Here is a 12,690-nt window from a genome sequence, read left to right as displayed (position 1 = left end):
GAGCAGTTGAGAGGCGGCCCGCTTGTGTAGGGGCCGCGCTTGCGTGCGCTTTGAGCTGCCTGCCGCCAGACTCGCGCTACTCTAGGCACAGATGCAAACGCTAACGCTCTTTAATCATGCCGGTGGGGTGATGAAAACCAGTCTGACGCGGGATGTGGGCTACACGCTCGCACACTCGGGTCTGCGGGTGTTGCTCATCGACCTTGATCCTCAGGCCAACCTGACCGACTGGCTGGGTGTCGAGGGAGTGCGCCGCGAACAGACCGCCTACGATATGGCGACGCGGGGCGACCTCCTGCCCCCGCCTGTGCCTGTGCACGGCCTTCACCTGATTCCCAGCGACGTGTCTCTGGCTCTGGCCGAGGGACAGATGATGGGGGTCGTGGGCGCACACCTGCACCTACGGGGAGCACTCGCGCAGGTCGCTGACCAGTACGATGTCGTCCTGATCGACTCTCCGCCCAGCCTCGGGCAGCTTTCTATTCTGGCTGCTCTGGCCGCCGATCATCTGATCGTGCCGGTGCCCACGCGCCAGAAGGGAATGAATGCGCTGGCCGGACTGAGTGAGGCGATGGCAACGTACCGCAAACTGCGCCCTGACCTGACCGTCGGCCTGTACGTGCCCACCCTCTATGACGCCCGCCGTTCTCATGACCGTGAGGCCTATGCAGCGTTGCAAGGCATCCTCAAACCGCTGGCTAGCCCTATTCCAGACCGGGGAGCCGTGTGGAACGACAGCGCCAGCGCGGGTCAGCCTGTGGGCGTGTATGCGCCGGGTTCGCCCGTTCACGCCGATGTTTTGCGCGTGACCGCCGAAATTGCCGAGGTGATCGGGCTACCATTTCAACTGCCCGAAACCGACCCTGCCGGAGTCCAGCGATGAGCGCCAAGAGTCGCCCTGCTGTCCGGCCTGTGGTCGGCTCGCGGCTCAGTGGGTTGGTGTCGGGCGTAGAAACCCTGTCTCAGCCTGCCTCGACCACACTGCCTGTCTCGGCCCTGCAAGCCGGAACCTTTCAGCCCCGCGTGCATTTTGCGCCCGAAGCCCTGGAGGATCTGGCCCGCAGCATCCGTGAGCAGGGAGTATTACAGCCGCTGCTGGTGCGCCCGCTGACCGGGGGCCGCTACGAAATCGTGGCAGGCGAACGGCGCTGGCGTGCAGCAGGTCAGGCAGGACTCTCAGAAGTTCCGGTTCTGATCCGTGATCTGGATGATTCGCAGGCCCGCCTGGCCGCCGCCGTAGAGAACTTGCAGCGTGAGAATCTGAATGTGATCGAGGAGGTGCGGGCGCGTTTGCAGGTGGCCGCCGCCGCCCTGAACGTGCCGGAGGCAGAGGCGGTGGCCCGGATGTTTGCCCTTGACCGTGCGCCGGAAGCTGACCCGGAAGCGGTGGCCCGACTGGATACCACCTTTGGCGCACTGGGCCGCGAGTCGTGGCGTTCATTCATCCGCAACCGCGCCGCTGTCCTGAATCTGCCCGAAGACGTGCAGGCCGCCGTGCGTACGGGTCTGGATTACCGCAAAGCCCTGATCGTGGGCCGCGTGCCCGATGCTGCCGCCCGCGCCGAATTGCTGACGGCAGCTCTGGCCGGGGCCACGGTGCATGATCTCCGCGCCCAGCTTGCGCCCGCCTCTGCCCCCGCCGAGGGCTGGCAAGCGGTGGCCCGCCGCCTCAGCCACAAACGGGCCTTGGACAACCTCGATCCGGCCCGCCGCAAAAAAGTAGAGCGGCTGCTGGGGCAGGTACAGGCCCTGCTAGACGGCGAATAATTCCATCTTCCAAGTTGCTCGTCACGTGACGAGCACTTTTTTGGAGACTTGGAACAGAGAAATCAATCGGAATCAAGCTCTGGCCCAGATTCTGCTGAGAGCCTCAGCAGTGGCCCGCCGCCCGGAATCATGGCGAAGTCGCACAGGGACAGGAAGGCGGCGTCGTTCTGGCTGGCACTCACACCGACGGTCAATTCCACCTCCTCTTCCAACTCCGACAGGACGTAGTTCACGGCGCTTTCAGGGTTGATTTCACGCGGCAGCATGGTCAGGAGGTCGCCTTCGCGCATCAGGCGCAGGTCGCCCCGAAATGGGCCGTCTTCCAGCCAGGTTGCCCAGGTGAGGGCGGCAGCGTCCAGCGCGTAGTCCAGATCGTGCGGGTGACTGACGCGCACCAGCAGGGGGCGGCCTCCACGCTCGATCAGTTCCGCCTCGGTGCCCAGTTGCCCCAGTTGCCCGATGTGCTGCGCCGCCTGAAACGCCAGGGTCAGCGCGTCGGCCCGCTGCGTCAGCGTTTCTGCGGTCAGCCGCCGCCATGCCGGGTCTTCCTCTCCGTCCGGGTTCACCACGACTGCGCCGTGCAGCAGCACCTGCCAGGAAAAAAAGGCAGCGGGTACGTTCAACAACTCTTCCTCGTCCATGCCCGTGACCGGAATCAGGGTGGCCCCGTGCAGCAGCCCCGAAAGCCCCGACCTGCGGCGGTCAAATTCGTCTGTGACAAGAGCATCGGCAGGAAACCCGTCGGACGTGGGTGCGGCAGTCAGGGTATCCAGCGGGTTCAGAAAGGCAAAAATCATGCGGCCATGCTAGGGCAAGCACGCCGCATGAATCTGCTCGTCACGTGACGAGCAACTCTTAACCTGCCCTGAATTTGGCTGCCAGTTGCGTGCTGGAGCGGGCCAACAGCGTCACGTCCACCCCCACGGCCACAAAAGAGTAGCCCCAACTGAGATAGGTGCGGGCCACTGTTTCATCGGTGGCGAGGATGCCTGCGGGCTTGCCCAGCGTGCGGAGGCGGGCGGCGGCAGTCTGAATGGCCTGCTGCACGTCGGCATGGTTGGGGTTGCCCAGAAGCCCCATGCTGGCGGCGAGGTCGGCGGGGCCGATGAATACGCCGTCAACACCCTCCACGTTGGCGATCTCGTCCAGGTCGGCCAGTGCTGACGCCGATTCCACCTGCACGATCAGGCAGAGACCATCGTCGGCCTGTTTCAGATACTCCGAATTGCGGGAAAAGGCGCTGGCACGGGCCAGAGCGCTGCCCACACCCCGAATGCCTCGCGGCGGGTAGCGCGTGGCGGCCACCAAGGCGCGGGCCTGCTCCGCCGTCTCCACCATCGGAATCAGCAGGTTGCGTGCGCCGATGTCCAGCAGTTGCTTGATCAGCACCGAGTCACCCACCGGGGGCCGCACCAGCGCCGCCGAAGGATAGGGCGCAACAGCCTGAAGCTGTGCCAGCGTGGAGCGCAGATCGTTGGGGGCGTGTTCGCCGTCGATCAGGAGCCAGTCGAAGCCCGCGCCCGCGCAGATTTCGGCGCTGTAGGAGTCGGCCAGCGCCAGCCAGAATCCAAAGAGTTGCTCTCCGGCAATCAACCGGGTTTTAAAGGTGTTCTTCAAGCTGTCATTACTGTCCACGCGCTGCCCCCGCGAATCGGCAAGAAAAAGTTCCCAGTGGGCCGTAATCGAAGGTAAATACGTCGCCAGAGCCGATGTCCACTGGGCGCGTGAACGATCCGGCCAGCACCACTTCTCCGGCCTTCAGACCCTCACCGTGTGGGGCCAGCCGATTTGCCAGCCATGCGATGCCCGCCGCCGGATGACCCAGCACGCCCGCCGCCACACCCGTTTCTTCCACCACGCCATTCCTGATGCACAGCGCCGCCGCCCAGCGCAGGTCGATGTCGTCGGGGCGCACGGCTCGCCCACCCAGAATGATTCCGGCATTGGCGGCGTTGTCGCTGATGGTGTCCAGCACGCGGCGCGGCTTGCCCGTGGCACGGCTGATCCGCTCTATTCGGGCGTCGATAATTTCGGCGGCGGGGGTCACGTATTCGGTGGCCCGCAGCACGTCCAGCAGAGTCACGCCGGGGCCGTGCAGGTCGGCCTTGAGAAGAAAAGCCAGTTCGACTTCCACCTTGGGAGCCACAAACCGCGACAGGGGAATGTCTCCATTCGGCTCAAAAAACATATCGTCCAGCAGCGCCCCGTAATCCGGCTCGGTGATCTGGGAGGCCATCTGCATGGCCCGCGAGGTCAGGCCGATTTTGTGCCCGAGGATGCGCCGCCCGCTGCCCACCTTCTGCGCCACCCACGCCCGCTGCACCGCGTAGGCGTCGGCTATGGTCATGCCCGCAAACCGTTCGGAAAAAGGGGAGAGCATGACGCCTGTGGCCTCGGCTCCCTCCAGTTCGCTGGCGAGGGCGGCCAGTTGATCGTCTGGAATAACTCGTTCAAGCTCGGTCATTCTTTCCACAACCTACGGCCCACAGCCCACACCCTAGATGACATGAATGGGCATTCCCTTCAGTTCGCCTTCCCGTGCCTCCACCCAGCCGCCATCAAATGCCTCAAAGCTGGAGCCTTCCTCGAACCAACTGCGCGGCGTTTTGGCTCCCCAGAGGGTCTGCCGCCGGGGGTCGTTGAGGTGCCAGCGGATCGGCTCGAAATCCGGGTCAACCGTGATGTAGTCGCTGGTATACAGCTCGATGCGGTGGCCGTCCGGGTCGCGCACGTACAGAAAAAAGGCATTGGAAATGCCGTGTCTGCCGGGGCCGCGCTCGATGCGTTCGGGCTGCCGCGCCCCGGCCAGAATGTCGCAGGTGCGGATGATGCTCATGGCGTCGGGCATCCAGTATGCCCAGTGGTGCAGGCGGGGGCCGGTGCCGTTGGTCATGGCGAGGTCGTGCACGCCGCCGCGCCGCTGCACCCAAGCTGCCCAGATGCGGCCCTCGTCGTCCTCGGTGTATTCGGAGGTTCGGAAGCCCAGTTCTCTGGCGTACCAGTCGCGCATGTTGCCCACTTCGGGGGTCATCACGTTCACATGGTCTACCCGCTGCAACCCCGGCCCCCGGTGCAAGTGGTAGTCCTGCAACAGCCAGGGATGTGTCACGCTTTCGCGGAAGAAGGCCACAGGCACGCCAAACGGGTCCTGCATCCGCAGCATTCTCGGGCGGTCACGCTCGGATTCCCAACGGTAGGGGAGGCCCTCGCGTTCGGCCAGCGCTGCCATACGTTCCAGATCGGCGTCGGCCCGCACCCGGTAGGCGATGTGGCGCACTCCCGCCTGCTTGGCAAGTTCCAGCTTCAGCGTCCATTCGCGGTCTTCCACGCCGCGCAGGTACAGTGCGCCCGGTTCCTCGTGCAGCACGTTCAGGCCCAGCAGATCCACATAAAAGGCGCGGCTGGCGGCCAGATCCGTGACCGTAAAAATGGTGTGGGCAATGCGGATGATGTCGGGCATTCCGGCAGAGAGGGCAGAGAGATTAGAGAGGTCAGTCATCGGCGGCCACCACCTGCGGCGTTTCGGTGCGCTTCAGGAAGCTGTGAATGCGCTCCACATACGGCGCTTTGTCGTACACGTCGTACAGGGCCGAACGCATCCGCACGGGGTCGCCAAAAAAGAACTTCTCGTACAGGTTCTGCCGCCCGCCAAAGCTGCTCATGGTCATGTCCCAGGCCAGCCGGAACAGTTTCAGGCGTTCTTCGGCGCTGGCGTTTCCGGCCTGCAAATATTTGGCGATCATCGGCCCCAGCGGGCCTTCCCGGTCTGCCTTGCTGGGCATCATGATGATTCCCGACGCGCCCAGAAGCTGAATCAGCTCGGTCAGGCGGGCATACACGGCGGGGTAATAGTTGCGGGCGGCGTCCAGTGGGCCGCGTGCCGGGGTCATCACACCGTATTTGTTGGGAGCCGCGCCGTCACGGGCCGCCACCTCCAGCGCCTTCATGATTTCCAGCGTCAGGATAAATTCGCTGACCTTTTCCTGCACATGCTGAAATTGTCCGCTGCCGATGGCGTTCACGATGCCCTGCGCCACGCCCAGCAGCGCTTCGGTCTTGGCAATCTTGAGGTTGACGACCTGATAGGCCATGTGCAGCACGGCGTCGGTGCCCGCATAGGCCTTGTTCGCCAGTTCGGTATCGTAAAGCAGGAAGACCCGCTCCCACGGCACCAGCACGTCGTCAAAAATAACGAAGGCGTCCTGCTCGTCGAACCGGCTGCCCAACGGGTGGTCTTCGGGGTCGCGGCCAATATCAAACGGCTCGCGGCACTGAAAGCTGAGGCCGGGGGCATTGGTGGGCAGCGCGAAGCCCATCGCGTAGCGCGATTTGTCGGCGTTTTCCTTCAGTACCGTGGACGGAAACACGAGGATTTCATCGGCAATCGGCAGGGTTGCCATCATGCGTGCGCCGCGCACCACCACGCCCTCTTCCCGTTCTTCCACCACGCCCAGCGCAATGTAGGGGTCGGGCATTTCGGAAGCCTGCTTGGCCCGGTTAACCTGCGGATTGGTCAGCGCGTGCGTGAGGCACAGGTCATTGCGGCGCACGAAATCGTAGTAATTCCGCATGTTGGCCGCAAAGTCGCGTTTGCCCTCGCCACTGGCCTCGCACTCGGAAAAGTAGGCGGCCCCCAAGCCTGCGGCCATCACATTGGCATTCATATAATCGGGCGCACGGCCCAGGAAACCCAGCGAATAGTTGGCGCGGAGGTGGTGCGCCCTGCCGATCTGGGCCAGATCATCCTTGCTGTGCGGCACGAAAAAGCTCATGGCATAGCGCTCGCCGTCCTCTTCAAAACTCAGCGTGTCGCGCAGGTCAGGCTGATGCTGAAGGTCGTACAACCCGGCCAGACTGTGGGCCATGTTGCGTGTGGCCGGGTGCGTGGTGGGGTCGGTCACACGCTCGCCGTCGATGTACAGCGTGGGCGGCTGCTGCTGAAGGCGGTCTAAAAACTGTTGTCCGGTGAGAATAGCCATACATGCTCCTTGTGGAAGGGCAATCCCCCTCCCGGCCTCTGTAGTTCTGCGAGTGTGTTGTTGTGGGCCATTTCCGTTCAGTGGAGAGGACGAGAGTTCTTGATTCCTCCACTTAAGGGGCATTGCGAAGCGGTGGGGGGCTATTCCGCCAATTTTTTATCCACCCCGTCCCGCGTCGGCTGCGCTTCCCCTACCCCCAGCCGCGCCGTTTTGTGCGTGCCCAGCGAGATGGCGATGTTTTTGGTTTCCATATAGAACTCGAAGGAATGGTCGCCGCCATCGCGCCCGATGCCGCTGTTTTTCACGCCGCCAAAGGGCGTGGGCAGGTGGCGCACATTTTCGGAGTTGACCCAGACCATACCCGCTTCCACGTTCTGGGCAAAGCGGTGGGCGCGGGTGATGTCGTTGGTCCAGAGGTAGGCGGCGAGGCCGTAGCGCACACCGTTGGCAATGCTCAGGGCTTCGGCCTCGTCCTCAAAGGGAATTGCCGTCAACACGGGGCCAAAGATTTCTTCCTGAGCAATCCGCATATTGGCCCCTGCTCCGGTAAAGAGCGTTGGGGACACGTAATTTCCGCCCCGTGCCTCGCCGCCCGCTGCGATGGTCGCGCCTTCTTCCCGTGCCAGATCAAAGTAGGAGGTGACTTTGCCCGTGTGCCGGGGATGAACGAGCGGGCCGACCTCGGTGGTGGGGTCCAGTGGGTGGCCCACGCGCAGATTTCGGGCACGCTCGGCAATCCGGGCCGTGAATTCGTCGTAGATGCCGCTCTGGATCAGCACCCGGCTGGAGCTGGTGCAGCGTTCCCCGTTCAGGCTATAGATCATGAACACCACGGCGTCCAGGGATTTGTCCAGATCGGCGTCATCGAAGACCACCACCGGATTTTTGCCGCCCAGCTCGAAGTGAACGCGCTTGAGGGTGTCGGCTCCCTGCCGCATGATGTGACTGCCGGTGGTGGTTTCGCCCACGAAGGCCACCGCCTGAATCAGCGGGTGCTCGGTCAGCGCCTTGCCCGCGCTTTCGCCGTAGCCGTGCACCAGATTCACGATGCCCCCCGGCAGGCCCGCCTCCTCGAACACGCCCTGCATGATTTCGGCCAGCAGGGTCGCCGTGACTGGACTCCATTCGGCAGGCTTGTGAACCACCGTGCAGCCTGCCGCCAGTGCTGGGGCAATCTTCCAGGTGCTCAGCATAAAGGGCGTATTCCACGGCGTAATCACGCCCACCGGGCCAATCGGCTGGCGCAGGGTGTAATTGATGAAACCGGGTGCGGGCAGGCTCTGGCCGTCGCTGGCGCTGGGGGCGCGGTCTGCAAAAAAGCGGAAGTTTTCGGCCCCGCGTGTGGCCGCCGACTTCATGAAGCGGATGGCCTGCCCGGTGTCCAGACTCTCCAGCAGCGCGATTTCGTCGGCGCGGGCTTCGATGGCATCGGCAATGCGGTGCAGCAGGCGGCGGCGTTCGGCCCCGCTGACATTACGCCAGATCTGGAAGGCGTCGTGAGCGGCACGGGCAGCCCGGTCAATATCGCCCGCTGTGCCGCTGGGGGCGCTGGTCAGTACGCTGCCATCGTGCGGATTCACCGAGTCGAAGCGTTCGCCGCCGTCCGACTCGGCCCACTGCCCGCCGATCAGATGACGCAGGGGCCGCAGCCCTGCTGCAAGTTGCGCCGCTTTTTCTAGGTTGGGGTGTGTGGTCTGGGGAAGCGTGGTGGTGGTCATGGTTGCTCCTGACAGGCTTACTTGGGCTGTGCCGAATTGGAGAGGGGTGTACTGATGGAATAGGCCAGAAAGGGTTCGGTCTGGATGACTTTTCCGCCTTTGATGACGTTCAGGGTCATCTGTGGGTTTGCCGAGAAATCACCCCGAGCCACGCTGTACCCAAAGCCGTCGGGCGTCTGGAATTCATAGCCCCAGCCGGATTCGGAGCCAAAATTAATCGGTGTTCCCCCGCTGATCGTTACCCCCGGCGTGCCGTCGAAGTTGCGGGTGGCGTAAGTGACTTTGCCGCCGTTTGCCCAGATGATCACCGTGCGTTTGGCGGTTGCGCCAACAAAAGCGGCGTCTGGTATGTAGCGGCAGCGCACATCCTCGTAAGGCGTTTTGAAGCCCCCCACGGCGCTCATGCGGTAGGCGGGGTCGTTCACGTTCTGCACGTTGCTGAGGCGTACATTTCCACCGTTCTCGTTTGCGCTGCTGTCAGGCCGACTGGCTGGATTCAGGCCCACGAAAATAGTTCCCGCCGCTCCCTCTCCCGGCCCCAAGCGGTAGGCTCCGGTTTGCACCTTATTGGGCGCACGTTTGAGCCAGCGGGCCAGCGTTACCGGCTGCGGCGTGGCGGGCTGGGTAGCCGGGTTGGTCAGCGCCAGCACACGGTCAGGCGCGTCGCACCATGCGAAGGCGGGCTGCGTTTTGCCGTTCAGCAGCAGGTAAGAATCCATGCGGTAGGCGGGCTGCGCGGCGGCCACACCAGACAGAGCAGAGGCGGAAAACAGCAGAGTCAGGGCCAGGGGGTTAAGCGTCATAGCCGTAGCGTGCGCCTGCCGGATGAGCTGTTGCCCCCAGTTTCCTGACGCCTTCTCAGGCTTTAGCGCCCGTCCCACTCGCCCTCTTTGCTTTCCTTGCCCTTGATCGGTTCTGCGCCGTCATCCTCCTCCTGAATATCGTTTTGCAGGATGCCCAGCCCCTCAACTTCCAGCGTCATCACGTCGCCGGGGCGCACGTGAGAAATGCCTTTGGGTGTGCCGGTCAGGATCACGTCGTTTTCTTGCAGCGTCATAAAGCGCGAAATGTGTTCGATCAGTTCGGGAATAGAAAAGATCATGTCGCGGGTGCTGCCCCGTTGCCGCAATTCGCCGTTCACGTGCGCCGTCAGGGTCAGGTCGTGCGGGTCGGCCACCTCATCGGCGGTCACGTAATACGGCCCCAGTGGGCCGAAAGTATCCCAGCCTTTGCCGCGCATGGGAGGGCGGAAGGTGTTGGTCACGTAATCGCGCACTACCAGGTCGTTTCCGATGGTGTAGCCGCCCACGTAATCCATCGCGTCTTTGGCCTTCACACGGCGGGCGTCGCGCCCGATGATCACGCCCAGTTCGACCTCGTAGTGCATAAACTCTGCGCCACGCGGATAGATCACGGTTCCGCCGTGGGGCAGCAAAGTGGTGTTGGGTTTCCAGAACAGGGCGGGTTCGCTGGGTTGCGTCAGGCCCAATTCGCCCGCGTGATCGTTGTAATTCAGTGCCAGCGCGATCACTTTGGGCGGTTCCACGGGCAGCCGAAATTGTACGGCGGCGGGGTCGTGTGCCACTCCGGCAGCGTCAATCAGTTTTCCGTCGTGCAGGTGGCCCCTGAGCTGGCGGCCTCCCGCAGTAAATCTGGTGTATTTCACTCTCTACTCCTCGGATGAAGGGGAACTCGAATGCTTGAAACTGGGGTTGTCGATCTGCTCAGCATAAGCCCAATACCCTGCCAGTTTTTGGACAGAATGTGGATTGCACGCGCATAGTTTGTAGAATCCGACAGATGCCGACCCTTGCCGAGTTGCGAACTACCCTGAATCTGCCTGAAGGGAAGCAGGCGAAAAAGACGTTCAGCACGCCCGAAGAGGCTGCGGAGCTGTTGCCCCAGCATCCTCTGGAACATGTGCGCGGCGCGGCGCTGAGCCTTCTGGCCCAGGAAGCACTGGCCTCACCGGGCCTGCCTGCCCTCCTTTCTGCCCTGCGTGGGGCCACGTTGCACGTCCGCCCAGAGCAGGAACTCACGGCAGTGTTGGCCCGCCTGACCGGAGGACGCGCCGAAATTCGGGCCAGTTGGGGCGATGTGGTGGCGTCTGCTGGCACGCCTACAGGTCAGCCTCTGTCGGTTCGCCTGACGCATGGTGGGCGGCATGTGGGTGCGCTGCTGTTGGACGTGGCCGCACAGTGGCGACCATTGCTGCCCGTCGCTGCCGAATATGCGCTGTTGGCACGGTTGCAATCGGCGGCGGCAGGAGCGGCACGGCGCCGAGTCGGAGAACACACGCTGAATGCCTTGTTAGCGGGCGCTGGTTCCGAGAATGCCGTGCTGGACGGCGAGGCGTATGCAGTGGCTGTGGCGGCCTTCCCAAATGAGTCTGCACCCGGCCTGAGGGCACGCACCGCCCGCGCCGCCGCGCTGGATGTTCTGGCGGCAGTGGGTGAGGGTTACTTTTTTGAGCGCACGCAGGGGCCGGAGTCGGTGTCCGAGCGGGCCGGACTGGTCTACTGCACTGTTCAGGACAACCGCGCCGTATGGCTGTGGCCCACCCACGACCTGGAGCGGGAAGCGGGTGGTCTGCACGCGGCCCTGACCGCCTCTACCGCGCAGGATGTGCGTCTCGGCATCAGCGGGCGGCATGTGGGCGCGGGTGCAGCCCGCACTGCGTTGCAGCAGGCACGTCAGGCACTTGTCGCCACCCGTGAGCCACGCGGCCTCACACTCTTTCACGGAATGGACGCGCTGTATGCCCTCCTGTCGGGCGGCGCACTGGGCACGCTGAAGGCCCAGATTCAGGCCCGCCTCGCTGTGCTGGACGATGACGGGCGAATAGAGGCCACCCTGCGGGCCTACCTGATGCATACCGGTTCTCTATCGCTCCTGGCGGCGCGGCAGAATCTTCACGTCAATACGCTGCGCTACCGCCTGCGCCGTGCCGAAGAGGTACTGGGAGGCAGCTTGAGCGACCCTCAATTGCTGGCGCGGCTGTATCTGGCGTTCGGTGCAGAAGAAGGCTGATCCAGCCCAGTCACTCGGTCCAGTCACTCGGTCCTGCCGTTTAGGTCAAGGCGTGCCCGTGGGTGCATTTCCCGTCTGCACTTCGTCTGAGCGCTGAAGTTTCCAGCTCAGGGCCAGTTGCGCCGCATGTTCCGACACCCAGCGCAGGGCATCGCTGTTTGGATGAGACACCGCGCTGTGATCTTCGCGCACCGATATGAATGTCTCTATTCCCGTGCGGCTTCCGTCTGGGCGGGCGTTGCGGGTCAGGTCGAACAGGTAGTTGACGGGCAGGCCACCCGCTGGACTGGTGCGGGCAGGCAGGCGCTTGCTCTGCACTTCCAGATTGCGCTCCACGTTGGGCCACACGACATCCTTGCCGCGCAAGGTGCCTGCTGGGGTGCTCAGATTGTCGCAGGCCTGGGCGGGTTTGGGTTGGCCGGGGGCCGGATAGTTCAGGGGGATCAGCGGACGGTCGGTGGCGCGGTCAGCTCCCCAGAACGTGCAACTGCCGTCCAGATCGATCAGCAGAGAAAACGGCACGTCGGGGTAGATGCGCGTCAGGTAATGGGTCCAGATCACGCCCTGAGAATGGCCCAGCAGCACCAGGCGCGGCGGATTCGGCCCCGCCAGCCAGGTGGATTTCATGCGGTCCAGGTCGCGCACCAACGCCCCAAAACCGGGTTGAAAAGCCAACACCTGTTTGGAAAAGAAGGTTTCGTTGGCGTTGCTGGCGTACCCGCCGACCTGCACGCTGAGGCCCGTGGCGGCCAGAGCGTCGGCCACCGCGTCTACAGTGCCCCGTGGGGTCAGCGAATCCCAGTCGTCACGCGGGGCGGCGCAGGGGGGGCCGCAGCGTCCCGAGACGCTCAGCAGCACCACGTCGGGCGGGGCGGCGTTCAGGTCAAGCGCGGGCGATTTGCCGGGCCGCCAGCTCAGCGGCGCACAGGCAGACAGCAGAGCGGTACAGGTCAGCAGTGCAGCAGAGAGGATGGGGCGAAAGCGGAGCGGAGGCCAGGGCATCGCCTTTACTGTAGAGCCTGTCACACCGCTGAACGTCAGCGGGGTAACGGTTGCTCTCAGCGCGTGCGTCTGTAGAGAGTGCCCCCGGAAAGGGGACAGGTCACAAAGTTGGCTAACGCTTGTTAGCCTGACCGCTTTTTCTGCTACCATCGCTTAACCCAAGTTGCTATGATCTCCGCCCAGTTTGACGCTCG

Annotated in this window: 12 protein-coding genes; 3 read left to right on the top strand and 9 right to left on the bottom strand. The window is 63.7% G+C overall.

Features of this window, described 5'->3' with window-relative positions; genetic code table 11:
• Positions 1 to 91 precede the first annotated feature (91 nt).
• Both F561_RS0103030 and F561_RS30275 read left to right on the top strand, forming a co-directional pair.
• Positions 92 to 883 (top strand): ParA family protein, encoded by a 792-nt coding sequence (locus tag F561_RS0103030; protein ID WP_026298563.1) that lies wholly within the window; start codon positions 92 to 94, stop codon positions 881 to 883.
• Positions 880 to 1,767, top strand: coding sequence for a ParB/RepB/Spo0J family partition protein (locus tag F561_RS30275; protein ID WP_019008465.1), 888 nt, complete (start codon positions 880 to 882; stop codon positions 1,765 to 1,767). Before F561_RS0103030 ends, F561_RS30275 begins: the two co-directional genes overlap by 4 nt.
• Positions 1,768 to 1,829: 62 nt before the next feature.
• On the opposite strand, the gene F561_RS0103020 is transcribed toward F561_RS30275, so the two are convergent.
• The 8 genes from F561_RS0103020 to F561_RS0102985 form a co-directional block, all read right to left on the bottom strand.
• Entirely contained in the window at positions 1,830 to 2,564 is a 735-nt protein-coding gene (locus F561_RS0103020) for an HAD family hydrolase (protein WP_019008464.1), read from the bottom strand.
• Between the two features lie 58 nt (positions 2,565 to 2,622).
• A complete protein-coding gene (gene hpaI / locus F561_RS0103015) occupies positions 2,623 to 3,402 on the bottom strand; it encodes a 4-hydroxy-2-oxoheptanedioate aldolase (protein WP_019008463.1) in 780 nt (259 codons plus the stop codon).
• Positions 3,392 to 4,231, bottom strand: coding sequence for a 2-oxo-hept-4-ene-1,7-dioate hydratase (gene hpaH, locus F561_RS0103010; protein ID WP_019008462.1), 840 nt, complete (start codon positions 4,229 to 4,231; stop codon positions 3,392 to 3,394). The genes hpaI and hpaH overlap by 11 nt, the downstream gene beginning before the upstream one ends.
• Before the next feature lie 33 nt (positions 4,232 to 4,264).
• Positions 4,265 to 5,227, bottom strand: a complete 963-nt coding sequence (hpaD, locus tag F561_RS0103005) for a 3,4-dihydroxyphenylacetate 2,3-dioxygenase (protein ID WP_019008461.1) — start codon at positions 5,225 to 5,227, stop codon at positions 4,265 to 4,267.
• Positions 5,228 to 5,258: 31 nt separating this feature from the next.
• Positions 5,259 to 6,746, bottom strand: coding sequence for a 4-hydroxyphenylacetate 3-monooxygenase, oxygenase component (gene hpaB / locus F561_RS0103000; RefSeq protein ID WP_019008460.1), 1,488 nt, complete (start codon positions 6,744 to 6,746; stop codon positions 5,259 to 5,261).
• 140 nt (positions 6,747 to 6,886) lie between these two features.
• Positions 6,887 to 8,464 carry a 5-carboxymethyl-2-hydroxymuconate semialdehyde dehydrogenase gene (gene hpaE / locus F561_RS0102995; RefSeq protein ID WP_019008459.1) on the bottom strand — a complete coding sequence of 526 codons (1,578 nt, stop codon included), beginning with the start codon at positions 8,462 to 8,464 and terminating at the stop codon, positions 6,887 to 6,889.
• A gap of 17 nt (positions 8,465 to 8,481) precedes the next feature.
• A complete protein-coding gene (locus tag F561_RS0102990; protein ID WP_019008458.1) occupies positions 8,482 to 9,267 on the bottom strand; it encodes a hypothetical protein in 786 nt (261 codons plus the stop codon).
• A gap of 62 nt (positions 9,268 to 9,329) precedes the next feature.
• Positions 9,330 to 10,130, bottom strand: a complete 801-nt coding sequence (locus F561_RS0102985) for a fumarylacetoacetate hydrolase family protein (RefSeq protein ID WP_019008457.1) — start codon at positions 10,128 to 10,130, stop codon at positions 9,330 to 9,332.
• Positions 10,131 to 10,264: 134 nt separating this feature from the next.
• On the opposite strand from F561_RS0102985, the gene F561_RS0102980 reads away from it, so the two are divergent.
• Positions 10,265 to 11,494 carry a PucR family transcriptional regulator gene (locus F561_RS0102980; RefSeq protein WP_019008456.1) on the top strand — a complete coding sequence of 410 codons (1,230 nt, stop codon included), beginning with the start codon at positions 10,265 to 10,267 and terminating at the stop codon, positions 11,492 to 11,494.
• 45 nt (positions 11,495 to 11,539) lie between these two features.
• Here the strand turns inward: F561_RS0102980 and F561_RS0102975 are convergent, their stop codons facing one another.
• Positions 11,540 to 12,496 carry a hypothetical protein gene (locus tag F561_RS0102975; protein WP_019008455.1) on the bottom strand — a complete coding sequence of 319 codons (957 nt, stop codon included), beginning with the start codon at positions 12,494 to 12,496 and terminating at the stop codon, positions 11,540 to 11,542.
• Positions 12,497 to 12,690: the final 194 nt, after the last annotated feature.

The organism is Deinococcus aquatilis DSM 23025 (assembly GCF_000378445.1).
GTDB lineage: Bacteria > Deinococcota > Deinococci > Deinococcales > Deinococcaceae > Deinococcus > Deinococcus aquatilis.
Note: the sequence above shows the minus strand (reverse complement) of the source record. Positions and strands in the feature narration are given on the sequence as shown.

Coding starts and splice junctions, on each gene's coding strand:
- F561_RS0103020 (WP_019008464.1), bottom strand. CDS start 2,564: ATGATTTTTGCCTTTCTGAACCCGCTGGATACCCTGACTGCCGCACCC.
- F561_RS0102990 (WP_019008458.1), bottom strand. CDS start 9,267: ATGACGCTTAACCCCCTGGCCCTGACTCTGCTGTTTTCCGCCTCTGCT.
- hpaE (WP_019008459.1), bottom strand. CDS start 8,464: ATGACCACCACCACGCTTCCCCAGACCACACACCCCAACCTAGAAAAA.
- hpaD (WP_019008461.1), bottom strand. CDS start 5,227: ATGCCCGACATCATCCGCATTGCCCACACCATTTTTACGGTCACGGAT.
- hpaB (WP_019008460.1), bottom strand. CDS start 6,746: ATGGCTATTCTCACCGGACAACAGTTTTTAGACCGCCTTCAGCAGCAG.
- F561_RS0103030 (WP_026298563.1), top strand. CDS start 92: ATGCAAACGCTAACGCTCTTTAATCATGCCGGTGGGGTGATGAAAACC.
- hpaH (WP_019008462.1), bottom strand. CDS start 4,231: ATGACCGAGCTTGAACGAGTTATTCCAGACGATCAACTGGCCGCCCTC.
- F561_RS0102975 (WP_019008455.1), bottom strand. CDS start 12,496: ATGCCCTGGCCTCCGCTCCGCTTTCGCCCCATCCTCTCTGCTGCACTG.
- F561_RS30275 (WP_019008465.1), top strand. CDS start 880: ATGAGCGCCAAGAGTCGCCCTGCTGTCCGGCCTGTGGTCGGCTCGCGG.
- F561_RS0102980 (WP_019008456.1), top strand. CDS start 10,265: ATGCCGACCCTTGCCGAGTTGCGAACTACCCTGAATCTGCCTGAAGGG.